The 23040-nt window shown below is 72.6% G+C and carries 26 protein-coding genes; 10 read left to right on the top strand and 16 right to left on the bottom strand.

Going from position 1 to position 23040, the window contains the following annotated elements; translation table 11 throughout:
• Positions 1–106 precede the first annotated feature (106 nt).
• Positions 107–904, bottom strand: coding sequence for an alpha/beta fold hydrolase (locus O7611_RS25900; protein ID WP_194801825.1), 798 nt, complete (start codon positions 902–904; stop codon positions 107–109).
• A 113-nt stretch (positions 905–1017) separates the two neighbouring features.
• On the opposite strand from O7611_RS25900, the gene O7611_RS25895 reads away from it, so the two are divergent.
• The 5 genes from O7611_RS25895 to O7611_RS25875 all read left to right on the top strand — a co-directional run bounded on the left by O7611_RS25895 (position 1018) and on the right by O7611_RS25875 (position 4412).
• A complete protein-coding gene (locus O7611_RS25895; RefSeq protein WP_269697726.1) occupies positions 1018–1644 on the top strand; it encodes a helix-turn-helix domain-containing protein in 627 nt (208 codons plus the stop codon).
• Entirely contained in the window at positions 1641–2393 is a 753-nt protein-coding gene (locus tag O7611_RS25890; RefSeq protein WP_269697725.1) for a hypothetical protein, read from the top strand. Before O7611_RS25895 ends, O7611_RS25890 begins: the two co-directional genes overlap by 4 nt.
• Positions 2394–2464: 71 nt before the next feature.
• Positions 2465–2779 carry a DUF2516 family protein gene (locus tag O7611_RS25885; protein ID WP_013288803.1) on the top strand — a complete coding sequence of 105 codons (315 nt, stop codon included), beginning with the start codon at positions 2465–2467 and terminating at the stop codon, positions 2777–2779.
• Positions 2776–3663: an alpha/beta fold hydrolase gene (locus O7611_RS25880; protein WP_194801822.1), complete on the top strand. Its 888-nt coding sequence runs from the start codon at positions 2776–2778 to the stop codon at positions 3661–3663. Before O7611_RS25885 ends, O7611_RS25880 begins: the two co-directional genes overlap by 4 nt.
• A gap of 11 nt (positions 3664–3674) precedes the next feature.
• A complete protein-coding gene (locus O7611_RS25875; RefSeq protein ID WP_194801821.1) occupies positions 3675–4412 on the top strand; it encodes an alanyl-tRNA editing protein in 738 nt (245 codons plus the stop codon).
• A 5-nt stretch (positions 4413–4417) separates the two neighbouring features.
• On the opposite strand, the gene O7611_RS25870 is transcribed toward O7611_RS25875, so the two are convergent.
• Positions 4418–5089: a nucleotidyltransferase domain-containing protein gene (locus tag O7611_RS25870; RefSeq protein ID WP_194801820.1), complete on the bottom strand. Its 672-nt coding sequence runs from the start codon at positions 5087–5089 to the stop codon at positions 4418–4420.
• A 76-nt stretch (positions 5090–5165) separates the two neighbouring features.
• Here O7611_RS25870 and O7611_RS25865 point away from each other — a divergent pair, with 76 nt between their 5' ends.
• Entirely contained in the window at positions 5166–6080 is a 915-nt protein-coding gene (locus O7611_RS25865) for an SDR family oxidoreductase (protein ID WP_269697724.1), read from the top strand.
• Here O7611_RS25865 and O7611_RS25860 read toward each other — a convergent pair.
• On the bottom strand, positions 6071–7063 hold the full coding sequence (locus tag O7611_RS25860; protein ID WP_194801818.1) for a helix-turn-helix transcriptional regulator: 993 nt from the start codon (positions 7061–7063) through the stop codon (positions 6071–6073). The two genes, O7611_RS25865 and O7611_RS25860, sit on opposite strands and share 10 nt — an antisense overlap.
• A 40-nt stretch (positions 7064–7103) precedes the next feature.
• Here O7611_RS25860 and O7611_RS25855 point away from each other — a divergent pair, with 40 nt between their 5' ends.
• Entirely contained in the window at positions 7104–7895 is a 792-nt protein-coding gene (locus tag O7611_RS25855) for an EI24 domain-containing protein (RefSeq protein WP_194801817.1), read from the top strand.
• A 1-nt stretch (position 7896) separates the two neighbouring features.
• Positions 7897–8415 carry an O-acetyl-ADP-ribose deacetylase gene (locus tag O7611_RS25850; protein WP_269697723.1) on the top strand — a complete coding sequence of 173 codons (519 nt, stop codon included), beginning with the start codon at positions 7897–7899 and terminating at the stop codon, positions 8413–8415.
• On the opposite strand, the gene O7611_RS25845 is transcribed toward O7611_RS25850, so the two are convergent.
• The 7 genes from O7611_RS25845 to O7611_RS25815 all read right to left on the bottom strand — a co-directional run bounded on the left by O7611_RS25845 (position 8408) and on the right by O7611_RS25815 (position 15897).
• A complete protein-coding gene (locus tag O7611_RS25845) occupies positions 8408–9313 on the bottom strand; it encodes a GNAT family N-acetyltransferase (protein WP_194801815.1) in 906 nt (301 codons plus the stop codon). The genes O7611_RS25850 and O7611_RS25845 overlap by 8 nt on opposite strands.
• A gap of 61 nt (positions 9314–9374) precedes the next feature.
• Positions 9375–10382: a LacI family DNA-binding transcriptional regulator gene (locus O7611_RS25840; protein ID WP_194801814.1), complete on the bottom strand. Its 1008-nt coding sequence runs from the start codon at positions 10380–10382 to the stop codon at positions 9375–9377.
• A gap of 19 nt (positions 10383–10401) precedes the next feature.
• Positions 10402–11769: a GH1 family beta-glucosidase gene (locus O7611_RS25835; RefSeq protein WP_194801813.1), complete on the bottom strand. Its 1368-nt coding sequence runs from the start codon at positions 11767–11769 to the stop codon at positions 10402–10404.
• Positions 11766–12599 (bottom strand): carbohydrate ABC transporter permease, encoded by an 834-nt coding sequence (locus O7611_RS25830; RefSeq protein WP_121683310.1) that lies wholly within the window; start codon positions 12597–12599, stop codon positions 11766–11768. The genes O7611_RS25835 and O7611_RS25830 overlap by 4 nt, the downstream gene beginning before the upstream one ends.
• Positions 12596–13585, bottom strand: coding sequence for a carbohydrate ABC transporter permease (locus O7611_RS25825; RefSeq protein WP_194801812.1), 990 nt, complete (start codon positions 13583–13585; stop codon positions 12596–12598). Before O7611_RS25825 ends, O7611_RS25830 begins: the two co-directional genes overlap by 4 nt.
• Before the next feature lie 70 nt (positions 13586–13655).
• On the bottom strand, positions 13656–14963 hold the full coding sequence (locus O7611_RS25820) for an ABC transporter substrate-binding protein (protein WP_121683308.1): 1308 nt from the start codon (positions 14961–14963) through the stop codon (positions 13656–13658).
• 178 nt (positions 14964–15141) lie between these two features.
• Positions 15142–15897: a maleylpyruvate isomerase family mycothiol-dependent enzyme gene (locus tag O7611_RS25815; RefSeq protein ID WP_269697722.1), complete on the bottom strand. Its 756-nt coding sequence runs from the start codon at positions 15895–15897 to the stop codon at positions 15142–15144.
• Between the two features lie 70 nt (positions 15898–15967).
• On the opposite strand from O7611_RS25815, the gene O7611_RS25810 reads away from it, so the two are divergent.
• Positions 15968–17059, top strand: coding sequence for a UDP-N-acetylmuramate dehydrogenase (locus tag O7611_RS25810; protein ID WP_194801810.1), 1092 nt, complete (start codon positions 15968–15970; stop codon positions 17057–17059).
• Positions 17060–17190: 131 nt separating this feature from the next.
• On the opposite strand, the gene O7611_RS25805 is transcribed toward O7611_RS25810, so the two are convergent.
• The 6 genes from O7611_RS25805 to O7611_RS25780 all read right to left on the bottom strand — a co-directional run bounded on the left by O7611_RS25805 (position 17191) and on the right by O7611_RS25780 (position 21504).
• The gene (locus O7611_RS25805) at positions 17191–17493 is read right to left on the bottom strand and encodes a transposase (protein ID WP_442929397.1); all 303 of its coding nucleotides are present in this window, start codon (positions 17491–17493) and stop codon (positions 17191–17193) included.
• Between the two features lie 196 nt (positions 17494–17689).
• On the bottom strand, positions 17690–18616 hold the full coding sequence (locus tag O7611_RS25800) for an IS3 family transposase (RefSeq protein ID WP_194803492.1): 927 nt from the start codon (positions 18614–18616) through the stop codon (positions 17690–17692).
• Entirely contained in the window at positions 18613–18948 is a 336-nt protein-coding gene (locus tag O7611_RS25795) for a transposase (protein ID WP_228533097.1), read from the bottom strand. Before O7611_RS25795 ends, O7611_RS25800 begins: the two co-directional genes overlap by 4 nt.
• A complete protein-coding gene (locus O7611_RS25790; protein ID WP_269697721.1) occupies positions 18843–19589 on the bottom strand; it encodes an IS110 family transposase in 747 nt (248 codons plus the stop codon). Before O7611_RS25790 ends, O7611_RS25795 begins: the two co-directional genes overlap by 106 nt.
• Positions 19590–19957: 368 nt before the next feature.
• Positions 19958–20740 carry a class I SAM-dependent methyltransferase gene (locus O7611_RS25785; protein ID WP_194801809.1) on the bottom strand — a complete coding sequence of 261 codons (783 nt, stop codon included), beginning with the start codon at positions 20738–20740 and terminating at the stop codon, positions 19958–19960.
• Complete coding sequence (locus O7611_RS25780) at positions 20740–21504, bottom strand: SDR family NAD(P)-dependent oxidoreductase (protein WP_194801808.1); 765 nt, start codon at positions 21502–21504, stop codon at positions 20740–20742. Before O7611_RS25780 ends, O7611_RS25785 begins: the two co-directional genes overlap by 1 nt.
• 171 nt (positions 21505–21675) lie before the next feature.
• Between O7611_RS25780 and mshA the strand changes: the two genes are divergently transcribed.
• Positions 21676–23037, top strand: a complete 1362-nt coding sequence (mshA, locus tag O7611_RS25775; RefSeq protein WP_269697720.1) for a D-inositol-3-phosphate glycosyltransferase — start codon at positions 21676–21678, stop codon at positions 23035–23037.
• Positions 23038–23040: the final 3 nt, after the last annotated feature.

Raw genomic sequence — 23040 nt, 5'->3', positions numbered from 1 at the left:
CCCCGCCCTCCACCCCGGCGATCTTGCACTTGCTGCCCCGGCAAATCGCTCATCCCGGGGCACACCGAGGGCCGCAAGTGCAAGATCAACAGGGCAAAGGGGGAGGTCAGGGGAGGAAGGGCAGGAGGGCGGCGTTGGTCTCGGTGGGGCGCTCCAGGGGGAGCAGGTGGGCCGCGTCGGGGACGTCCGGCATACGTACGCCCTGGGGGGCCTCGTCGGCGATGCGGTCGGCCAGGCGGCGGATGTCGGCCAGGTCGTCGGCGCCGGTGCCGACCAGCACCGGTACGTGCAGCTCGCCCAGCCGGTCGATGGCCGGCGGGTCCAGCTCGCCCACCTCGATCGCGCTCAGCGCCTGCTCGGCGGCGAGCGCGCGGCGGTCCATCTCCTCGGCGAACCGGATGAGCTCCGGGTCGACGTCCTCCGGGCGGCGGGTCGGGCCGACCACCCAGAACCGCACCTCGCCGGCGGCGGTGGCGGCGAAGTCCTCCGGGTCCACGTCGCCGACCAGTTCCTCCCAGAGCTGCTCGGTCTCCTCGGACCACTCGTTGCCGGAGACCGGGGCGCCGAAGAGTGCCAGCGCCGAGACCCGCTCCGGGTGGGCGAGCGCGGTGTCCACCGCGACCCGGCCGCCGAACGAGCAGCCGACGAGAGCGGCCCGCTCGATCCCCAGCGCGTCGAGCAGCCCGACCACGTCGTCGTGGTGGGCGAACGGCGCGGGCGGCAGCTCCGACTCGCCGTAGCCGCGCAGGTCCAGCGCGATCACCCGGTGCCGCTGCGCGAGCGCCGGGATCTGCCCGCGCCACATCCGCCGGTCGGCGATGCCGGCGTGCAGCAGCACCACGGCGGTGCCGGTGCCGCTCTCGTCGTACGCGAGCCGGGCACCGTTGATATCGATCTTGGTCACGGGGGAGAACGGTACGGACCGGACATGGCCTCCGCAACCCGCCTGTGGTGACCCTGCTAACTCTGGCTAGCGTTTTGCTTGCAGGAGTTAGCGGACCGAGCTAGCGTTGAGTCATGGCCACCAGCAAGGACCTTCCCGATGTCGGCGGGTTCATTCGCGACCTGCGGCGCAACGCGAAGATCTCACTGCGCCAGCTCGCCGAGCAGGCGGGCGTCAGCAATCCCTACCTGAGCCAGATCGAGCGCGGGCTGCGCAAGCCGAGTGCCGAGGTGCTCCAGCAGCTCGCCAGCGCGCTTCGTGTCTCCACCCCGGCGATGTACCTGCGTGCCGGGCTGCTGGACGACAAGGAGGGCCAGGGCGTGCTCGCGGCGATCGCCGTCGACCCCGAGCTGACCATGGCCCAGAAGCAGTCGCTCACCCAGATCTACGAGACGTTCCGGCGCGAGAACGCCCGCCTGGCCGAGGCGACCGAGGCGGCCACGACGGCGGAGACGGCCGGCGCGACCGAGCCGGCCGCCGCGCCGGAGGCCCCGGCGACGGTGGCGGCGGCCGCGACCGGTCCGGTCACGCCGGAGGGCACGCCGACCGAGGCGGTCCTCGAATCGGTGGCCGTCACCGAAGCGGGTGCCGCGCCCGCCCCGACCACCGCGCCCGCCCCGACCACCGCCGCCCCGCAGGACACGACCGCCCGCCGGGCGGCCCGGAAGGCCGCCGGTGCGGCCGAAGAGGAGCAGTCATGACCACCCAGCCGAAGACCAACCGCATCCCCGCACCCCTCTACGCCGCCGCCGGCGCCGGCGAGCTGGCCCTGGAGCAGCTGCGCAAGCTGCCCACCGTGGTCAGCGGCCTCGGCACCCGGGTCGTGACCGACCTCGGCGGCAAGGCCGTCGTCACCGGCTTCGAGCTGCGCCAGAAGGCCACCGAGACGCTGAAGACCGCCAACCAGACCGCCACCGGGCTGCGCGAGCGCGCCGTCGCCACCGACCTCGACCAGCTGCGCGAGGCCGCCAACCTGGAGAAGCTCCGCGAGGCGGCGAACCTGGACAAGCTCCGCGAGGCCGCCACCCGCAACGCCGCCGTCGTGGTGGCCGGGGCGCACGCCGCGCAGGAGCGCGCGCTTGCCGCGTACGCCGAGCTGGTCGCCCGCGGTGAGCGCGTCGTCGGCGCCGGCGTGCTGGAGGCCGCCGACACGGTGAACGCCGACATCGAGGCCACCGCAGCGACCGGCACCGAGGTCGCCCCGAAGACCGAGATCACCGCGAAGCCGGAGACCGCGCCGAAGGCCGCCGCGACGACCGAGGTGCCCACCCCGGCCGAGGTGGCCGAGGCGGTGGCCGCCAAGCCGGCCGCGGTGAAGCGCACCCGCGCCACCAAGGCGACCGCGACCAAGGCCGCCGCCAAGACGACCGCCACCAAGGCGACCAAGCCGGCCACCCCGTCGGCGAAGCTGCCGAAGGCCACGAAGCGGACCCGCCCGGCCGCCGAGTGACCTGATGCTCCACCGGACCCCGGACAACGTCTTGTCGGACGTTTCCGGGGTCTCGGCATAAGCTTGCCCCCATGGCCATCGCCGCGCCGATCTTCGCGTTCGCAGTCCAAGACGTGATCCAGCTGATCCTGCTCGTCTTCGCCCTGGTCGTACAGGGAGTGGCGCTGGTGCACGCGGTCACCCAGCGCGGCGACGGTTTCGCCGCGCTCGGCACGCTGCCCAAGGGCGGTTGGGTCGCCATTCTGGCGGTCTGCCTGCTGCTGACCCTGCTCGGCTTCGGCCCGATCAGCCTGTTCGGACTGATCGGCATCGCGGCCGGTCTGATCTACCTGCTCGACGTGCGGCCCGGCCTGCGGGATCTGCACGACGGCCGAGGGTCCTGGTGAGAGGTTTCCGCTGGCCCCCGCCGCCGGACGGCGGTCCCCGCACCTGGGGGCCCGGCCCCGGCGCGCCCCGGACCGGGCGGCCCGCGCTGCCCGAGCCGGAGACGGAGCTGGTCGCCACCCCGCACGGGGTGAGCCTGGAACGACTGGTCACCGGCACCGGTGACCCGGTCACCGTGTTCGCGCACGGGCTGGGCAGCGGCATCGCCACCACGCGCCCGTTCGGCAGCGGCGTCGCCGGGCGGCGCATCTTCTTCCAGTTCCGCGGGCACGGGCGCTCCGACTCCCCGCCCGGGCGGTGGAGCTACCTGGACCTCGCCCGTGACCTGCGCGCGATGGCGGACCTGAGCGGCGCGACCCGGGCGTTCGGTGCCAGCCTCGGCGCGGGCGCGCTCTGCCGGCTGCTCGCGGAGAGCCCGGAACGCTTCGAGAGGCTCGTCTTCTTCCTGCCCGCCGTGCTGGACACACCGCGCGGCGAGGTGGCCCGCGCCCGGCTCACCGGCCTGCTCGACGCGGTGGCCGAGGGCGACGCCTCGGCACTGGCCGACGCGGTGTCGCTGGAACTGCCGCCGTCGGTGCGCAACACCCCGGCCGGGTGGGCGTACCTGCGGCAGCGGCTCGATCAACTGCTGCGCGACGGGCTCGCGCCGGGGCTGGCCGACCTGCCCGCCCAGGCCCCGCTCGACGACGCCGGGTCGCTCGCCGCGGTCACCGCGCCGGCCCTGGTCATCGCCGCCGCCGAGGACGACCTGCATCCGGTCGCCGTGGCCGAGCGGCTCGCCGCCGCGCTGCCGAACGCCACACTGCACGTGTACGACCGCCCCGGCGTCCTCTGGACCGAGCGCGCCGACCTGCGGGAGCGCGTCTCGGAGTTCCTGAACGGGTAACGTCGGCCACCATGGGCGTCACACACCACGGCCGTACGCACCGGCTCGACCTCGCCGACCCGACCCTGCGCGAGTGGACCTGCCGGGTGCTGGAGGCCGATTCCGAGCAGGGCATCGTGCTGGACCGGTCCGCGTTCTACCCCGGTGGCGGCGGGCAGCCGCCGGATCACGGGGTGCTGCTCTGGCAGGGCGTACAGACCCGGATCGTCGGCACCCGCAAGGGCGACGACCTGTGGCTGATCCCGGCCGAGGGTGATCCGGTGCCGCCGGTCGGCACCGAGGTGGCCGGCGCGGTGGAGGACGCCCGCCGGACCATGCTGATGCGTACCCACTCCGGCCTGCACGTGCTCTGCGGCGTGGTGTTCCGCGACTTCGGCGCGCTCGTCACCGGCGGCAACATGGAGCCGGGCGAGGCGCGGATGGACTTCAACCTCCCCGAGGTGCCGCCGGACTTCAAGGCCCGCATCGAGGAACTGGTGAACGCCGAGGTGGCCGCCGACCGGTCGGTGGCGGTGCGGGTGCTGCCGCGCGCCGAGGCGCTCGCCCTGCCGGACATCATCCGTACCCAGTCGAACCTGATCCCGCCGGAGGAGCAGGAGGTGCGGATCGTCGACATCGTCGGGCTGGACGTGCAGGCAGACGGCGGCACGCACGTCGCCTCCACCGCCCAGATCGGCAAGGTCCAGGTGGTCAAGGTGGAGAGCAAGGGGCGGGCCAACCGCCGGGTACGCGTACGCCTGGCGGACTGACCCGCTCAGCGCGGCAGGTACGCCGCCCGGACGGCGAGCAGCCAGCGTTCCACCGTCTCCTCGTCCGGGCGCTCCGGCAGCGGTGAGCGGATCCGGCCGAACTCCGCCTCGGCGGCCGCCACCAGGGCCTGCGCCTCGTCCAGCGCGCCACCGGCGACCCGTTCGCCGAACGTGCGGAACCACTCCGGATCGGCGAGGCGGATCTCCAGCACGCCTGTCGCGTACAGCGTCCGGCCCTGGTGCAGCAGCCGGGCCAGGTGCCGGGCGTGCTTCGCCGAGCGCCGCCGGCCGCCGCTGTCCGCCGAGCGGGTGGCGAGCTTGCGGAACTGCTGCGAGGCGTACCCGAGGTAGGCGGCGCGGACCCGGGGCGCGCTGAGGAACGCCGAGCGGATCGCGATCAGCTCCTCACCGAACCCGGTACGGGTCTCGTAGCAGTCCTCGGGCAGCCACATCAGCTCGGTGGCGGTCGGGTTGCCGCTCAGCGCCAGCAGCGCGTACTTCCGGGCCTCGTGCAGCGTGACGTCCGGATCGGTGGTGACCACCGACTCGCGCGGCGCGCGCAGGCCGTGGAACGCCACTGTGGGCGCGGCGAACACGCCGATCCGGTCGGTGTCCGAGCCGGGACCGGCCAGCCCGTACGCGACCGAGCCGACGATCCCGGACAGCAGCAGGTGCATACCGGTGATGATCGCTTATCCGATTCGTTCGGGAAACCGGACTTCCGCTGTCAGGTATCGCTGACACGGTGATCCCATGAACTCACCACTGACCGGAACTGTCGCGCTCGTCGCGGGCGCGACCCGGGGCGCCGGCCGGCAGATCGCCGTGCAGCTCGGCGCCGCCGGGGCCACCGTCTACGCCACCGGCCGCACCACCCGGGAGCGCCGCTCCGAGATGGACCGGCCGGAGACGATCGAGGAGACCGCCGAGCTGGTCACGGCAGCCGGAGGCACCGGCATCGCCGTCGCCGTCGACCACCTCGACCCCGAGCAGGTACGCGCCCTGGTCGGGCGGATCGACGCCGAGCAGGGCCGCCTCGACGTGCTGGTGAACGACGTCTGGGGCGCGGACCCGCTGATCACCTGGGAGAAGCCGGTCTGGGAGCAGCCGCTCGACGCCGGTTTCCGCACGCTGCGGCTGGCCGTCGACACGCACATCATCACCAGCCACTTCGCGCTGCCGCTGCTGATCCGCAACCCGGGCGGCCTGGTCGTCGAGGTCGGCGACGGCACCAAGGAGCACAACGACAGGGAGTACCGCCTGTCGGTCTTCTACGACCTGGCGAAGGTGTCGGTGAACCGGCTCGGCTTCAGCCAGGCGCACGAACTGGCCCCGCACGGCTGCACCGCCGTCGCGCTCACGCCGGGCTGGCTGCGTTCGGAGGCGATGCTGGAACACTACGGCGTCACCGAGTCCAACTGGCGCGACGCCGCGACTACCGAACCGCACTTCGTCATGTCGGAGACGCCGGCGTTCGTCGGCCGCGCGGTCGCCGCCCTGGCCGCCGACCCGGACCGGGCCCGCTGGAACGGGCAGTCGCTGGACAGCGGCGGCCTGGCCCAGGTGTACGGCTTCACCGACGTCGACGGCAGCCGCCCGCACTGGGCCCGCTACTACGAGGAGGTGGTCAAGCCGGGCAAGCCGGCCGACCCGGACGGCTACCGCTGACCGTCGGACGGCGGATCGGTGTAGAGCGCCGCCGCGCGGCGGGTCGCCTCGGCGAAGCGTGCCCGCAGGCGCGGCGGCGCCAGCACCTCCACCTCCGGGCCGAGCGCCAGCAACTGGCCGTACGCGACGTCGACCGACTCGACAGGCAGCCGCAGCACCAGCCGGCCCTGCTCGTCCGGCGGCCCGGCCGCGTCCACCGCCTCGGTGTAGACGAACGGTGCGTCCACCAGGTGCCGCAGCGCCCGCAACCCGGCCGGGCCCAGGCGCACCGTCACCCGCTCCCGCAGCAGCTCGCGCAGGAACGCGCCGGCCTGCTCCCGCCAGTACGCGCCGAGGTCGAAGTCCTCGTCCCGCTCGAAGCCGTCGGCGCTCACCTCGACCGCCACCACCCGGTCCACCCGGTACGTCCGCCAGCCGTCACCGACCCGGCCGACCAGGTACCAGACCCCGTTCTTCAGCACCAGCCCGTACGGCGCAACCGTGCGGGTCACCTCCCGGTCCCCGCGCCGGTAGCGCAGCTCCACCATCAGGTCCCGCCAGACCGCCCGGGCCAGCTCGGCGAGCGTCGGCGGCGCCGGGGTCTCCCGGAACCAGCCGGGCACGTCCAGGTGGAACCGCTGCCCGGTACGAGCCGGCGCGTCCCGCAGGCTCGGCGGCAGCGCGGCCAGCACCTTCAGCTCGGCGGCGGCCACCGAGTCGGCAAGTCCCATGTCCCCTGCGGGTCCGGGCAACCCGGCCAGGAAGAGCGCCTCGGCCTCGTCCCGGCTCAACCCGGTCAGCCGGGTCCGGTAGCCGCCCAGCAGCCGGTAGCCGCCGGCCCGGCCCCGGTCCGCGTACACCGGGACACCGGCGGCGGAGAGCGCCAGCACGTCCCGGTAGACGGTCCGCTCGGACACCTCCAGCTCGCGTGCCAGCTCGGCGGCGGTCATCGTCTCCCGGGACTGGAGCAGCAGCACAAGCGAGATCAGCCGGGATGCACGCACCGGCCCATTGTGGTGCACCGGCCCACTAGGCTGTGCCGTCGTGAACGCCTCCCGTACGATCGCGCCGGTCACCGGCGCGGCCACCCGCTTCCTCGGCGGCGCCGGGCTGCTGCTGCGCGGCTTCGGCATGTACGTCCGCAGCCCGAAACTGATGCTGCTCGGCGTGATCCCGGCGCTGATCACCGGCGCGCTCTACGTGGCCCTGTTCGCCACGCTGCTCTACTTCGTCGACGACCTGGCGGGCTGGCTCACCCCGTTCGCCGACGACTGGTCGTCGCCCTGGCGCGGGCTGCTGCGGGTCGCCGCCGGGCTGGCGGTGGTCGGGGTCGCCGGGCTGGTCGGCGTGCTCACGTTCACCGCCGTCACGCTCGTCATCGGTGACCCGTTCTACGAGGCGATCTCGGAGCGGGTCGAGGACCGCCTCGGCGGCACCCCCGGCGCGGTGGACGTGCCGCTCTGGTCCTCGCTGCGGCGCAGCGTCGCCGACTCGTTGCGCCTGGTGGCGCTGTCCGCGCTGATCGGCGTACCCCTGTTCGCGGCCGGTTTCATCCCGGTGGTGGGACAGACGGTGGTCCCGGTGGTCGGCGCCCTGGTGGGTGGCTGGTTCCTGGCGCTGGAGCTGGTCGGCGCGCCGTTCTACCGGCGCGGGATGCGGCTGCCGGACCGGCGGGCGCGGCTGCGGGCCGACCGCCCAACCGCGCTCGGTTTCGGGGTGGCGGTCTTCCTGTGCTTCCTGATCCCGCTCGGCGCGGTGCTGGTCATGCCGGCCGCCGTCGCCGGGGCCGCGCTGCTGGCCCGCCGCTCGCTGGGCCAGCCCGTCGAGGAGAGCTGAGATGGACACCGTCCTGGTCGAGGGGGACATCACCGCGCAGCAGGCCGACGCGATAGTCAACGCCGCGAACTCGTCGCTGCTCGGCGGCGGGGGAGTCGACGGCGCGATCCACGCCCGGGGCGGGCCGGCGATCCTGGAGGAGTGCGAGGCGCTGCGCGCCTCCCGCTACCCGCGCGGGCTGCCCACCGGCCAGGCCGTCGCCACCACCGCCGGCAACCTGCCGGCCCGCTGGGTGGTGCACACGGTCGGGCCGGTCTTCTCGCCGCGCGAGGACCGCTCGGCGCTGCTGCGCGACTGCTACGCCAACAGCCTGCGCATCGCCGACGGGCTGGGCGCGACACGGGTCGCGTTCCCGCTGATCTCCGCCGGGATCTACGGCTGGCCGGTCGAGGACGCGGTGGCGCAGGCGCTCACCGTGCTGCACGCGGCCACCCCGGCGCACGTCACCGAGGCCCGGCTGGTGCTGTTCGGCGCCGACACGTACGCGACGGCGGTGCGGGTGGCCGCCGGGCTCACATGAGTTTGCGCCGGCACGACCACTGGCTGTCCACCGCCCGGTAGCCGAGCCGCTCGTTCACCGCCAGCATCGGCGCGTTCGCCTCGTCGTTCGAGGTGTACGCGGTCCGTACCCCGCGAGCGGCGGCGGCGTGCAGCGCGGCCTGCTTGGTCAGCCGGGCCAGCCCGCGTCCCCGGTACGCGGGCAGCGTGCCGGTGAAGTCCGACCACATCCGGTCGCCGTCCCGCTTGACCAGGCTCAGCGCGACCAGTTCCCCGTCCACCTCGGCGAGCGTGCTCGCCTCCCGGTCCAGCCCCGGGTTGTCCCAGCACTCGTGCCGCCACAGGTCGAAGCCGAGCGCGTCCGTCGGCACGTCCCCCGGCTCGTCCCGGGACGACTCGGCGTCGACCCGGTGCACCTGGCGCGGGTCGAGCCCGGCGGCGGACACCAGCCGTACGCCCGGCGGCGGCTGCGGCATCGGCGGGGCGGTGGTCAGGTCCAGCGCCGAGTAGCGCAACTCCCGGCTGGCGGTGAAGCCGTGCCGCTGCGCGAACGGCAGCGACTCGGTGCGCGCGTGGGTGAGCACCCGGGTGGTCCCGAGCGTCCGCAGGTGACCGAGCGCGGTGTCGAACAGCGCGGTGCCGGCGCCTTGGCGGCGGTGCTCCGGATGCACGTGCAGCAGGGCGATCTCGCCCACGCCCGGTGTCGAGGTCTGCGTGTTGCGGTACGCCGACACCCAGCCGACGATCTGCCCGTCCGCCTCGGCGACCCAGCCGGCCCAGTCCTCGCCGGGCGGTGGTTCGGCGATCATGCGGCGGGTCGACTCGACTCCGCGCACCAGATAGGGAAAGACGAGCGCGCGCAACGCCACCACGGCGGGCGCGTCGTCGGGGCGGGCGGGACGGATCTCGGCTCCACTCATCCGGCGGACCCTAGCCCCGCCGCCGCCCGCCCGCGACCGGATAATCAGCGCGACCGGATGATCACGCGGACTCGCGCAGCACCAGCTCCGTCGGCAGCACCAGCGCCTGCTCGACCTGCTCGCCCGCGGCGATGCGCAGCAGTTGCCGGGTCATCGACCGGCCCAGCTCCACTATCGGCTGCCGCACCGTGGTCAGCGGCGGCTCGGTGTACGCGGCCGTCTCGATGTCGTCGAACCCGATCACCGCCACGTCCTCGGGCACCCGCCGCCCGGCCTCCCGCAGCGACCGCAGGGCGGCGTGCGCCATCAGGTCGGAGGCGGCGAACACGGCGTCCAGTTCCGGGTCGGCGGCGAGCAGCTCGCGCATCGCGGCGGTGCCGGACTCCCGGGTGAAGTCGCCGTACGCGACCAGCTCCGGCAGCCCGGCGTCGGTGATCGCGCTGCGGTAGCCGATCAGCCGCTCGATCCCGGCGACCATGTCCTGCGGCCCGGCGATGGTGGCGATCCGCCGCCGCCCGTTTGCGATCAGGTGCTGGACGGCTGTGCTCACGCCGCCCTCGTGGTCGACGTCCACGTACGGCACGTCGGCGCCGTCGAGTGGCCGCCCGCTGCACACCACCGGGATGCCGAGGCGGGCGAGCCGGCCGGGCAGCGGGTCCTCGCCGTGCAGCGAGGCGAACAGCACCCCGTCGACGTGCCGCCCGGTGGTGTACCGCTCGACCCGTTCGTGCCCGGCCGGCGAACCGGCGAGCATCAGCACGAGCTGCTTGTCCGCCGCCTCCAGCTCCTGTGCCGCGCCCCGGATGATGCCCGGGAACACCTGGTCGTCGGAGAACACCCGGGTGGCCGCCTCGGGCAGCACCAGCGCCACCGAGTCGGTCCGCTGGGTGACCAGGCTGCGGGCGGCGAGGTTCGGGACGTACCCGAGTTCCTCGACCGCCCGGCGTACCGCCTGCCGGATCGGCTCGGCGACTGTGGTCGAGCCGTTCACCACCCGGGAGACGGTGGCCCGGGACACGCCGGCCAGCCGGGCCACCGCCTCCAGGGTCGGTCGCTGTGCCGTCGTCATCCCCGTAACCACCACCTCGTCACAGCCCGTTCCGGGCGATCACCTCCTGGTACCAGCGGGCGCTGTGCTTTGGTGTGCGCCGCTGGGTCAGGTAGTCGACGTGGACGATCCCGAACCGCTTCCGGTAACCCTCGGCCCATTCGAAGTTGTCCAGCACCGACCATACGAGATAACCGCGCAGGTCCACGCCGCGGGCGATGGCTTCGTGCGCGGCGCGCAGGTGCCCGTCGAGGTAGGCGACCCGGTCGGCGTCGGCAACCCCGCCCTGCTCGTCGACGTCGGTGTCCGGAAACGCCCCGCCGTTCTCGGTGATCATCAGGGGGAGCCCGGGACAGTCGGCCGCCACGCGTTCCAGCAGCCGGGTCAGCCCGGCCGGCTCGATCGACCAGCCCATGTCGGTCAGCGGCCCGGCCGGCGGCAGGAACTCGACGGTCCCGGCGGTCCCCGGGTACGCGTCGCCGCCTGCGCCGCCCGCACGCCCGGCCACGTAGGTGGGCGCGTAGTAGTTCAGGCCGAGCAGGTCCAGCGGCGCGGCGATCAGCTTCTCGTCCCCGTCCCTGACGAAGTCCGGCGCGACGATCCGGCTGACGTGGGCCAGCACGTCCGCCGGGTAGCCGCCGCCGGTGAGCGGGTCCAGGAAGATCCGGTTGTGCAGGCCGTCGACCAGCCGGACCGCCTCGGCGTCGGCGGCGCTGCCCGCGTCCGCCGGCTGCACGTCGGCCAGGTTGAGCGTGATCCCGAGCGTCTCCGCGCCGGCCGCGCGCAGCGCCCGCGCCGCCAGGCCGTGGCCGAGCAGCAGATGGTGTACGGCGCGGAACGCGTCACCGGCGTCGCGGCGTCCCGGCGCGTGCACCCCGGAGCCGTACCCGAGGTAGGCCGAGCACCACGGCTCGTTGAGCGTGGTCCAGGTGCGGACCCGGTCGCCGAGGCGGCCGTGCACGGCGAGCGCGTACTCGGCGAAGTGCTCGGCGGTCTCCCGTACCGTCCAGCCGCCCCGGTCCTCCAGCGCCTGCGGCAGGTCCCAGTGGTAGAGCGTGACGATCGGGTCGATGCCGGCGTCCAGCAGCGCGTCGGTCAGCCGGTCGTAGAAGTCCAGCCCGCGCGGCTCGACCGGGCCGGTGCCGTCCGGCCGCACCCGGGGCCAGGACACCGAGAACCGGTACGCCCGCAGCCCCAGCTCGGCCATCAGCGCGACGTCCTCGGCGTACCGGTGGTAGTGGTCGCAGGCCACGTCGCCGGTGTGGCCGGCGAACACCGCGCCCGGCGTACGGCTGAAGGTGTCCCAGATCGACGGGCCGCGACCGTCGTCGCGGGCGGCGCCCTCGATCTGGTACGCGGCGGTGGCCCCGCCCCAGACGAAGCCCTCCGGGAATCGGACGTTGCTCATGCCTTGACCGCACCTTCCATGATCCCGCCGATGATCTGGCGGCCGAAGACGACGAACACCAGCAGCAGCGGCAGCGTGGCGATGGCCGTGCCGGTGAACACCTGCGACATGTCCTGGTAGTACCCGTCGGAGAGGGCCCGCAGCGACAGCTGGACAGTCGGGTTCTCCGGGTCGTTCAGCACCGCGTACGGCCACAGGAAGTCGTTCCAGGTGGTCATGAACGTGAGCAGGCCGAGGACGGCGGCGGCCGGGCGCAGCGCGGGCAGCACCACGTTCCAGTAGATCCGCGCGGTGTTGCAGCCGTCCATCCGGGCCGCCTCGATCAGCTCGGTGCTCACGGCCTGGCCGGCGTACTGGCGCATCATGAACACGCCGAAGCCGGTGACCAGCGCCGGCACGATCACGGCGGGCAGCCGGTCGTTCCAGTTCAGCTTCGTCATGAGCAGGTAGAGCGGGATCACGCCGAGCTGGGTGGGGACCATCATGGTGGCGACGATGACCAGCAGCAGCGCGTTGCGCCCGCGGAAGCGCAGCTTGGCGAACGCGAACCCGGCCAGCGTGGAGAAGAACACCACCGAGATCGTGACGGTGGTGGCCACGATCGCCGAGTTGATCAGGCCGGTCAGGAAGTACGCGTCGGTGTTGTCGAACAGCCGGGCGATGTTGGCGCCGAGGTTGCCGCCGGGGGTGAGCGGCGGCGGCACCTGGCCCATCGTGTCGCTGGTCCGGCTGGCCACCACGAACATCCAGTAGATCGGGAAGATCGACAGGACGGCGGAGAGCGTCAGCGCCAGGTAGGTGAGCCGGCTGGCCGACCAGAGGCGGGTCATCGGGAGACCTCCTTGCGGGAGCCGCCGCCGAGCCGGCGCAGGAGCAGGACGTTTATCGCCGCGACCACGGCGATGAGGGCGAACAGCAGCCAGGCGACGGCGGAGCCGTAGCCGAAGTTGTAGTGCGGTGCGAAGGCGTTCTCGAACATGTACATGGTCACCGTCTGCGACTCGCGCAGCGGTCCGCCGCGGATCGCGTTGGTGCCGGAGTTGAACATCCGGGGCTCGGTGAAGAGCTGGAGGCCGCCGATGGTGGAGATGATGACCGCGAAGATGATCGTCGGCTTGAGCAGCGGCACCGTGATGGACCAGAACTGCCGGGCCCGGCCGGCGCCGTCGATCGACGCCGACTCGTACAGGTCGCGGGGGATGGCCTGCATGGCGGCGAGGAAGATCAGCGCGTTGTAGCCGGTCCAGCGCCAGTCGACCATCGTGGAGATGGCGACCCAGGCGGCGAACCGGTTCGCCTTCCAGTCGATCGCGTTGATCCCGACGTGGTCGAGCAGCCAGTTGATCATGCCGAACTCGCGGCCGAACAGTACCGCGAACACGATCGCCACGGCGGCGGTCGAGGTGACGTTCGGGATCAGCACCGCCATCCGCCAGGTGGTACGGGCGCGCAGCTGCCGGTTGAGCAGGTTGGCCAGCCAGAGCGCGGCCAGCAGCTGGGGCACCGTGGAGATCACGAAGATGCCCAGCGTGTTGACCACCGAGTGCCAGAAGTCCGAGTCGGCGAGCAACTGGGTGTAGTTGTCGAAGCCGATGAACGGGTGCTCGGCGCCGAGCAGGTCCCAGTCGTGCAGCGAGACCCAGAACGTGTACGCCAGCGGGTACGCCCCGAAGACGCCGAACAGCAGGAAGAACGGGGCGATGAACAGGTACGGCGAGTACTTCGTGTCGAGTCGGCTGAGCCGGTTGCCCAGGCCGGGACGGGTGGGGCGGGGTGCCGGTGCGACCGGCGGGCGGGCGTCGAGCTGGACGGCCATGACCCGGGACTCCTTTCCGCCGTGCGGGCGGCCCCCGTGGCCGGGTGGCCGCCCGCACGCGCTGCTCGGGTTACTTGGCGGCGGCCTTCTCGGCGTTGGCGACCGCGTCGGTCCAGCCCTGCTCCGGTGAGCGCTTGCCCAGCTCGACGCTGCGGACGGCGTTCTCGACCTCGGTGCGTACGGCCTGGTTCTTCGGTCCCATGTAGACCGGCTTCAGGCTTTTGGCGCCCTCGGCGAAGATCTTCCCGACCGGCGCCTCGGAGAAGTAGGCGTTCTTCGAGTCGATGATCGCCGGGTCCTCCAGCGCCTGCGGCGAGGAGGGCAGGGGACCCTTCGCCTTGAACGCGCCGATCTGACCCTTGGCGCTGGTCAGGAACTTGGCCAGCTCGATCGCCTCGGCCTGGTGCTTGCTCTGCTTCGGCACGGCGAGGAACGAGCCGCCCCAGTTGCCACCGTTGCCGGGGATCTGGGCGATGTCCCACTTGCCCTTGGCGCCCGCGCCCGCGTTGCCCTCGATCACGCCGGTCATCCAGGCCGGGCAGGCGATGGTGGCGAACTTCGACTGCTTGAACGCCGACACCCACTCCTCGGACCAGGAGCCGTACTTGCCGGACAGCCCCGAGTCGATGATGTCCATCGTGGTGTCGTACGCCTGCTTCACCGCCGGGTTGCTGCCGACGACCAGGTTGTTGCCGGTGTCGTAGTAGCTGTAGCCGCTGCTGTTGCCGGCGGTCTGGAGCAGGATCGTGTTGAACGTGTTCGTCGCGGCGTCCAGGAACGACGCGCCGGTCTTCTTCGCGGTGAACTGCTCGCCGACCTTGATGTAGTCCTGCCAGGTGGGCCAGAGCTTGGAGACCGCCTCCCGGTCGGTGGGCAGGCCGGCCTTGGCGAACAGGTCGGTGCGGTAGCACATCGCCATGCCGCCGACATCAGTGCCGAGGCCGATGAGCTGCTTGCCGTCGGCGGTGAGCCCCTGGTTCCACTTCCAGTCGAGGAAGTTGCCCTTCAGGTCGGCCGCGCCGTGGTCGAGCAGGTTGACGAAGTTCTGCGGGTTGGCCTTGTACTCGACGAGCAGGCCCTCCTCGATGGCGACCACGTCACCGGCGCCCTTGCCCGCGGCGAGCCACTGGGTGAGCTTCGGGGAGTACTCGTCGAGGTTGCCGCCGGTGCCGCGCTCGACGATCTTCACGCCGGGGTGGCTGGCCATGTACTCCTGGTAGAGATCGGCGTAACCGAACTGGCCGAAGACGTCGACGGTGAGCGTTATCGGCCCGTCGGCGGCGGCATCGTCGCCGCCGCCGCAGGCGGTGGTGCCGAGCAGCGCGGTGGCGGCGACCACTGCAACCGCCGCCAGGCGGCGGCGCGTGAAGGTGAGCATGCTGTCCTGACCTCTCGGGTCGTCGAAACGGGTGGTGGAAGGCGGTTCCGGAACTAAGAGAGCGCTCTCACGACAGCGTGGTGGAGGGTCCCGGACCTTGTCAAGAGAGCGCTCTCAGAGCGGTCCGAAAAGAAGCGGAGAGGAGCGGCCTCCGCCCCTCTCCGCCCGGTGCCCGTCGTCAGCCGACCCGCAGGCCCCCCAGCAGGGCCGGGTCGCCCGCCACGTCCAGCGCGTCGAAGCTGATCCGGCCCATCAGCGCCAGCAGCAGATCGCTCGCCGTACCCGACACCTGCGCCCGCGCGCGGTGGTCGTCGTGGTCGAGGATCGTCGCGGTGTCCAGCAGCGCGACCCCCTCACCCCGCAACCGCAGGTACCACTCCTGTGCCGCGTCGGTCGCGTTCAGCTGCACCACGCCGCGCCACTGCCCGGGCTGCACCCGCCGTCCCGCCGGCAGCCACGTGTCCAGCACCTCACTCACCCCGTCGGCCGCGAGCTTCGCCTCGATCGGATCACCCGCACCGATCGCGAGCTGGGCGTCCCAGCGGTGCACGGCCGTCTCGTGCGCCATCCGGCGCGGCCAGAAGGCCGCCTTCTTCGGCTGGGGCGCGAAGTTCCAGGCCGGCGCCTCCGGATCCGTCGCCTCCAGCAGCGCGGTGATCCGCTCGTACTCCTGCGCGTACCACTGCGCCGCGGTCAGACCCGCCGGCGGCTCCGGGTCGTGCCGCTCCGGGCGCGTGGTGCCGCCCGTGGACAGCACGGTGCCCACCCAGACGTACGCGCGGGTCAGGTGATGAGCGAGGTCGGTGACAGTCCAGCCGGGACAGGACAGCACGGGTGTCTCGGGCGGCGCCTCGGCCACCGCCGTGGCGAAGGCGGGGCCCTCCGTGCGCAGCGCGCCGATCCAGAAGTCCTTCGTGTGGTGCAGTCTGCTCATCGCCATCCTCCCGGGGGTGACCGGGCCACCAGTGGGTGCTCCGGCTACCCCTCAGCCTAGGGTGAAAGGCGTGTCAGACGTCTACGCCGAACCGGCTACTGCCGGTGAACCGACCGATCCGGCCACCCTGGCGCGCTACACCACGCTCCGGCTCGGCGGACCCGCCGGGCGGCTGGAGACCGCCGAGGACGCCACCCAGATCGTGCTGAAGGTGCAGGAAGCGGAAGCCCGCGAGCAGGCCGTACTGGTGCTGGCCGGCGGCAGCAACGTCGTGATCGGCGATCAGGGCTTCCCCGGCACCGTCGTGCTCGTCCGCTCCCGGGGGTTCCGGGCCGTCGCCGAGGACGGCGACACCGTCACGGTACGTGTCGAAGCCGGCGAGCCGTGGGACGACCTCGTCGCCGCCACCGTCGAGCGCGGCTGGTCCGGGCTGGAGTGCCTCTCCGGCATCCCCGGCTCGGCCGGCGCGACCCCGATCCAGAACGTCGGCGCGTACGGCCAGGAGGTCGCCGAGACGATCGTCGCCGTCGAGGCGTACGACCGTACCCGCCGCGAGGTGGTGCGGATCGCCGCGGCGGACTGCGGGTTCGTCTACCGGGGCAGCATCTTCAAGTACAGCGACCGCTGGGTGGTGCTCACCGTCGACTTCCGGCTCACCCGGTCCCCGCTGTCCGGCCCGGTCCGCTACGCCGAACTGGCCCGGGCGCTCGGCGTCGAGGTGGGCGACCGGGTGCCGCTCGCCGAAGCCCGCGCCACGGTGCGCAAGCTGCGCGCCGGCAAGGGCATGGTGCTCGACCCGGCAGACCCGGACACCTGGTCGGTGGGCTCGTTCTTCACCAACCCGGTGCTGCCGGGCGAGGTGTTCGAGCAGATGCGGGAACGCGCCGCCGACGTGGGGGAGCCGCCGCACTGGCCTGGTGCCGACGGCGCGGTGAAGGTCAGCGCGGCGTGGCTGATCGACAAGGCCGGGTTCGGCAAGGGGTACGCGGGCCCGGAGGGCGTCGCCATCTCCAGCAAGCACACGCTGGCGCTCACGAACCGTTCCGGCACCGCCAGTACGGCCGCCCTGGTGGCGCTGGCGCGCGAGATCCGCGACGGCGTCCAGTCCCGGTTCGGCGTAACCCTCCACCCCGAGCCCGTCCTCATCAACTGCACCATCTGACCGCCCTCGCCCTCGCCCTCGCCCTGGCCCCCGCCCGCCTCACCCCCGCGATCTTGTACTTCCGGCCCTCGGTGCGGGCGTGTTGACCCGTTCTGCCGGCGCGGCCAGTGCAAGATCTGTGAAGGTTGCTGTCAAGTGGTGGCTTCGAGGGTGCGCCAGATTTGGCGGGCTATGTAGCGTTTGAGGCTGCGGGTGATCTCGGCTGGGGTGCGGCCTTCGGTGGTGCGGCGGTTGATGTAGTCCTTGGTGGGCTGGTGGCATCGTTGGCGGGTTTTGGCGATGGTGTGCAGGGCGGCGTTGAGGGTGCGGTCGCCGCCTCGGTTGAGGCGGTGGCGGGTGATGCGCCCGGAGCTGGCGGGGACGGGGCTGACGCCGGCGAGTGAGGCGAAGGCGGCTTCGTTGCGGAACCGGCCGGGGTGTGACCAGGCGGTCAGCGCGATCGCGGCGGTGACGGGGCCGATGCCGGGTTGGTCGAGCAGGGTGGGGCAGAGTTTGTCGACCAGGGTGCGGATTTCGGTGAGGTTGGCTTTCAGGAGCCGGTCGAGGGTCTGGATCTGCTCGGCGAGGGTTGCCAGGTGAGTGCGGCGCAGCCGGTCGAGATGAGTTCCCCCCGCTTTGATGGAGCGGTGGTTACCTGCTGCCGGCTGGCGCAGGGGTGGCGATAGGTGGCTCGGCTGGTTGCGGCTGGCGGGTGTGCCAGGCGGTCTCGTACTCGTTCGGGCTGAGGTAGCCCAGTTCCTTCTGTATGCGGCGGGTGTTGTACCAGCCGTCGATGTAGGCGAAGATCGCGTTCTCGGCCTCGTCGCGGGTCCGCCAGGACGTGCGGTAGACGAGTTCGATCTTCAGCGTGGACCAGAAGTTCTCCATCAGGGCGTTGTCGTACGAGTCGCCGACGGAGCCCATCGACGGCAGGATCCCGTTGTCCTGCAAGCGTTCCGCGAAGCGGAACGACGTGTAGTTCGACCCGCGGTCGCTGTGGTGGATCAACTGGCCGTCGCGGACGTCGCGCGACCAGATGCCGTATTCGAGGGCGGCGAGGATCAGGTCGGTGTCGCAGCGGTCAGACGTCTTCCACCCGACGATCCGGCGGGAAAACGCGTCGCGGACCGCAGCCAACCAGAACACACCCTCACCGCACGGGATGCGGGTGGCGTCGGCAACCCAGAGCCGGTTCGGCCCGTCGGCGGTGAACTGCCGATTGACCAGATCCGGCGCCGGCGTGTGCCGGGGATCCTGCTTCGTGGAGCCACCACGCCAGCCTCGACGCAGGAACGCCCCCTGCCAGCCCTGCTCGGCCATCAGCCGCTCGACGCGCTTGCGGCCCACGCGGATGCCGTCACGGCGCAGCTGCCGGTGGACCCGGTCAGCGCCGTAGGTGCGCCCGGAGGTCTCCCAGATCTCGTGGATGTTGGAGATCAGCCCCAGGTCGACGACGTCCCGGTCGCAGGGCTGCTCGGCCTGCTTGACCCACGCGTAGTAGGTTGAAGCGCCGATGTTGAGGACCCGTAGCAGGAGCGCGACCGCGAACTGGTCACGGTGTTCGTGAATGAACCTCATGACCGTCGCCGGGTCGGGTCGAGCTCCGCCGCGAAATACGCACTCGCGGCCTTCAGAATCTCGTTCGCCCGCCGCAACTCGGCAACTTCCTTGCGCAGCCGCCGGTTCTCGTCCGCCATCTCGCTGGTCGGCCGGTCGTGACGCTCACCCGTGTCGGCCTCGGCCTGGCGGATCCAGTTCCGCAACGCCTCGTGATGCACGCCGAGTTGCTCGGCCAGGCGCCGGATCACCGGCTTCGGGTCCGACTCGCGATACAGGCGCACGGCGCGCTGACGTAGCTCGTCGGGGTACTTCTTCGGTGCTGCCACGGACGACTTCCTCCCCACGGCCATAAGACCATGATCAAGAAGCTCCATGAAAGCGGGGGTGGCTCAAGACCGCTGCCGCTGGTGGTGGTGAGGGTGGTGGCGTGCTGGACCTGTCGCAGGGTGCTCAGTCCTCGCATCTGTGTGCGGAGGTCGTCGTCGGCGGTGAGGATCACCGATTTGAACAGGTTGATGGTGGCGGTGCGGGTGTCGCTGTAGTGGCGGCGGCAGACGTGCAGCAGGCGCAGGGCTTCCCGGTCGCCGTCGGTGCGGGGTGAGGCGACGTGGTCGGCGGCCAGGACGCCACGAGCGGCGTGCGCGGCGTCCAGCGCGTCGGACTTGCCGCCTCGACGGCAGCGCCCGGCAGCGGGTTTGGGTGCTTCCAGGACGTACTCACCCGCGGCGCGCAGGACGCGCAGCAGACCGACACCGTGACAACGAGCGCCGTCCAGGGCCCAGGCCCGCCGGCCCGTTCCCAGCACGGCCGTCTGCCGGCCGGCCCAGGCCAGCAGGACAGCGGCGCCGTCGTCGGTGGCCGGCACGGTGATCTCCGCCAGCACGGTGCCGACCGCGGTGAGCACCGCGGCGGTGTGCGTATCGGTATGGGTGTCCACACCGACGACCGCGTCGACACGCTCGGCCAGACGTTCTGCCAGGATGGGAAACACGGACGGTTCTCCCTTGCACGGGACGACGTTCGGACGGCGTCGGCCCGGGAGCGATCACCCAGCGGCACATCTGTGATGAGTCACGCGACACGGGCTGCACACCCCTTCGCGGACAGGCTTCTGATCAGGCCAACAAGGTGGGCCGGGCCGACGCCGGCAACCCACGAGGACAAGTCGACGCCACGGCACACCAACTGACAGCGGCCAGATCTTGCATGAGTCACCCATAGATCACCAACGTCGAACCCTACCGATACCAACCTCCCGGAACCGGCCCACCTATAGAAGCGTCAACGCGCCCGAGGGAGACCTCGTCAGGGCTCGCCGAGAGGGGCGGGTGGCGGGCGGGGGGGCAGGGGCGGCGCGGGTTAGCGGGGGGCCACGGCGGGCCAGGGGAGCGTCAGGTAGCCGTGGCGCCACGTGCGCGGGGTGTCCTGGATCGGCCAGCCTGACTCCTTCACCGCCTCGACCGTCCGCAGCCAGCGCTGCCGGGGGCCGAACGGGGCGTAACCGGCGGCCGAGCGCCACGCCTGCTCCAGCGCCTCGATCAGGTCGTGGACGCGTTCACCCGGCACGTTGCGGTGGATCAGGGCCTTCGGCAGCCGCTCGGCGAGCGTGGCCGGGCTCTCCAGCGTGGTGAGCTTCGCCGACAGGGTGAGGGTGCGCGGGCCGGTGGCGTCGAGCAGCACCCAGGAGCCGAGCCGGCCCAGCTCGTCGCAGGTGCCCTCGACCAGCAGTCCGCCCGGCGCGAGCCGCCCGGTGACGGTACGCCAGGCGTCGGCCACCTCGCTCTCGTCGTACTGGCGGAGGACGTTGAACGCCCGTACCAGCGCGGGACGCAGCCCGGCCAGTTCGAAGCCGCCCCTGGCGAACGTCAGCCCGGGCGGGTCGGCGGCGGGCAGGGCGGCGGCGACGCGTACCGGATCGATCTCCAGGCCGACCACCCGCACGTCGGCGCGGACCCCGGCGGCCAGCCGGGCGCGCAGCTCGACGGGGGTGACCGGGGTGGCGCCGTAGCCGAGGTCGACCACGAGCGGGTCGGCGGCGGCGCGCAGCGCGTCGCCGCAGGTCTCGACGATCCAGTTGTCCACCCGCCGGAGCCGGTTGGGGTTCGTCGTGCCCCGGGTGGCCACGCCGAGCGGACGCTCCATTAGGACGTCCGGTGCACCTTGTGCTGCGCGGCCTGGGCCAGCGGGCGGACCACGAGCTGGTCGATGTTGACGTGGTGCGGGCGGGTCGCGCACCAGGCGACGCAGTCGGCGACGTCGTCGGCCACCAGCGGTTCGGCGACTCCGGCGTAGACCGCCTCGGCCCGGTCGGTGTCACCGCCGAAGCGGACCAGGCCGAACTCCACGGTCTTCACCATGCCGGGGTCGATCTCGATCACCCGGACCGGGCGCCCGCACAGTTCCAGCCGGAGCGTGCCGGCGATCGCGGTCTGCGCGTGCTTGGCGGCCGTGTAGCCGCCGCCGCCCTCGTAGACCACGTGCCCGGCGGTGGAGCTGACGATCACGACCGTGCCGGCGCCGGAGCGCTCCAGCGCCGGGAGCAGCGCCTTGGTGACGCGCAGCGTGCCGAGCACGTTGACGTCGTACATCCATTGCCAGTCGCCCACGTCGGCGGTCTCGACCGGGTCCAGGCCGCGGGCGCCGCCGGCGTTGTTCACCAGCAGCGTTACCGGCCCGGGGGCGGCCTCGGCGGCGGCGGCCAGTCCGGCCACCGACTCGTCCGAGGTCACGTCGCAGGCCACCGCTGTCGCCGCGCCGCCGGCCGACTCGATCTGGGCGACCAGCGCGGCCAGCCGGTCGGTACGCCGGGCGGCGGCCAGCACGTGGAATCCCTCGGCGGCGAGCCGGCGGGCGGTGGCCGCGCCGATCCCGCTGGACGCCCCGGTGACGATGGCGACTGAAGTCATCCGGACATTGTCTCCCGTCGCCGGGCCGGTCGGCGGGATGAGGTCCGTCACGCCCGGGACCCGGCGGAAAGCATTTCCGTACCCCGATGGGGAAGATGACATCCGGCACACGGGTTGACCGAGAAGCGCCGGTCGTGCGGGACGGCATCAACCGTGACAGAGGGAGCGGACGTGGCGGATTTGCACACCGGTGTCGGTCGTCAGCGAGGTGCCCTTCCGTGGCCGCGGCCCCGCCGTATCGCCACCCTGTCGGTGCACACGTCGCCGCTGCACCAGCCCGGCACCGGTGACGCGGGCGGCATGAACGTCTACATCCTGGAGGTGGCCCGGCGGCTGGCCGAGGCCGACGTCGAGGTGGAGATCTTCACCCGGGCCACCGCCGGTGACCTGCCCCCGGTGGTCGAGGTGGCGTCCGGCGTGTCCGTCCGGCACGTCACCGCCGGGCCGCTGGAGGGGCTGACCAAGGAGGAACTGCCGGGTCAGCTCTGCGCCTTCACTGCGGGGGTGCTGCGGGCCGAGGCGGCCCGTCCGCCCGGCCACTACGACCTGATCCACTCGCACTACTGGCTCTCCGGCCAGGTCGGCTGGCTGGCCAAGGAGCGCTGGGGCGTACCGCTGGTGCACACCGCGCACACCCTCGCGAAGGTCAAGAACGCGCGCCTGGCCGCCGGGGACCGTCCCGAGCCGAAGGCCCGGGTGATCGGTGAGGAGCAGGTGGTCACCGAGGCGGACCGGCTGGTCGCCAACACCCGGGTCGAGGCCCGCGACCTGCTCGACCGGTACGCGGCCGAGCCGGACCGGGTGGCGATCGTGGAACCCGGCGTCGACCTGGACCGGTTCCGTCCCGCCGCGGGCGACCGGGACGCCGCGACCCGGGCCGCGCGCCGCCGGCTCGGCCTGCCGACCGACGGTTACGTGGTCGCGTTCGTCGGCCGGATCCAGCCGCTGAAGGCGCCGGACGTGCTGGTGCGCGCCGCCGCCGCGCTGCGTGAACGGGATCCGGCGCTGGCCGACGAGCTGACCGTGGTGATCTGCGGCGGGCCCAGCGGCAGCGGCCTGGACCGGCCCACCGCCCTGATCGAGTTGGCGCACGCGCTCGGCATCGCCGACCGGGTGCGTTTCCTCCCGCCGCAGACCGGCGCGGACCTGCCCGCCCTCTACCGCGCCGCCGACCTGGTCGCGGTGCCGTCGCACAACGAGTCGTTCGGGCTGGTCGCGCTGGAGGCCCAGGCGTGCGGCACGCCGGTGCTGGCCGCCGCCGTGGGCGGCCTGGTGACGGCGGTACGCGACGGCGTCAGCGGCATGCTCATCGACGGGCACGACCCGGTCGACTGGGCCCGCGCGCTGGCCCGCCTGCTGCCCGATCCGGTACGCCGTGCCGCGCTGGGCCGCGGCGCCGAGCGGCACGCCCGGGACTTCTCCTGGCACCGCACCGCCTCCGGCCTGCTCGCGGTCTACGGGGAGGCGATCACCGAGCACCGGGCCCGGCTGGCGCGGCGGCTCGGCGAACCGGCCGCGCTGTGCTCCTGGTGATCT

The sequence above is a fragment of the Micromonospora sp. WMMC273 genome (genome assembly GCF_027460285.1).
In the GTDB taxonomy this organism is placed as follows: Bacteria; Actinomycetota; Actinomycetes; order Mycobacteriales; family Micromonosporaceae; genus Micromonospora; species Micromonospora aurantiaca.
Note: the sequence above shows the minus strand (reverse complement) of the source record. Positions and strands in the feature narration are given on the sequence as shown.

Coding starts and splice junctions, on each gene's coding strand:
- O7611_RS25830 (WP_121683310.1), bottom strand. CDS start 12,599: ATGACCCGCCTCTGGTCGGCCAGCCGGCTCACCTACCTGGCGCTGACG.
- O7611_RS25815 (WP_269697722.1), bottom strand. CDS start 15,897: ATGAGCAGACTGCACCACACGAAGGACTTCTGGATCGGCGCGCTGCGC.
- O7611_RS25850 (WP_269697723.1), top strand. CDS start 7,897: ATGGACACCGTCCTGGTCGAGGGGGACATCACCGCGCAGCAGGCCGAC.
- O7611_RS25785 (WP_194801809.1), bottom strand. CDS start 20,740: ATGGAGCGTCCGCTCGGCGTGGCCACCCGGGGCACGACGAACCCCAAC.
- O7611_RS25835 (WP_194801813.1), bottom strand. CDS start 11,769: ATGAGCAACGTCCGATTCCCGGAGGGCTTCGTCTGGGGCGGGGCCACC.
- O7611_RS25865 (WP_269697724.1), top strand. CDS start 5,166: ATGAACTCACCACTGACCGGAACTGTCGCGCTCGTCGCGGGCGCGACC.
- O7611_RS25825 (WP_194801812.1), bottom strand. CDS start 13,585: ATGGCCGTCCAGCTCGACGCCCGCCCGCCGGTCGCACCGGCACCCCGC.
- O7611_RS25840 (WP_194801814.1), bottom strand. CDS start 10,382: ATGACGACGGCACAGCGACCGACCCTGGAGGCGGTGGCCCGGCTGGCC.
- O7611_RS25895 (WP_269697726.1), top strand. CDS start 1,018: ATGGCCACCAGCAAGGACCTTCCCGATGTCGGCGGGTTCATTCGCGAC.
- O7611_RS25795 (WP_228533097.1), bottom strand. CDS start 18,948: ATGGCCGTGGGGAGGAAGTCGTCCGTGGCAGCACCGAAGAAGTACCCC.
- O7611_RS25870 (WP_194801820.1), bottom strand. CDS start 5,089: ATGCACCTGCTGCTGTCCGGGATCGTCGGCTCGGTCGCGTACGGGCTG.
- O7611_RS25885 (WP_013288803.1), top strand. CDS start 2,465: ATGGCCATCGCCGCGCCGATCTTCGCGTTCGCAGTCCAAGACGTGATC.
- O7611_RS25875 (WP_194801821.1), top strand. CDS start 3,675: ATGGGCGTCACACACCACGGCCGTACGCACCGGCTCGACCTCGCCGAC.
- O7611_RS25820 (WP_121683308.1), bottom strand. CDS start 14,963: ATGCTCACCTTCACGCGCCGCCGCCTGGCGGCGGTTGCAGTGGTCGCC.
- O7611_RS25800 (WP_194803492.1), bottom strand. CDS start 18,616: ATGAGGTTCATTCACGAACACCGTGACCAGTTCGCGGTCGCGCTCCTG.
- O7611_RS25780 (WP_194801808.1), bottom strand. CDS start 21,504: ATGACTTCAGTCGCCATCGTCACCGGGGCGTCCAGCGGGATCGGCGCG.
- O7611_RS25890 (WP_269697725.1), top strand. CDS start 1,641: ATGACCACCCAGCCGAAGACCAACCGCATCCCCGCACCCCTCTACGCC.
- O7611_RS25845 (WP_194801815.1), bottom strand. CDS start 9,313: ATGAGTGGAGCCGAGATCCGTCCCGCCCGCCCCGACGACGCGCCCGCC.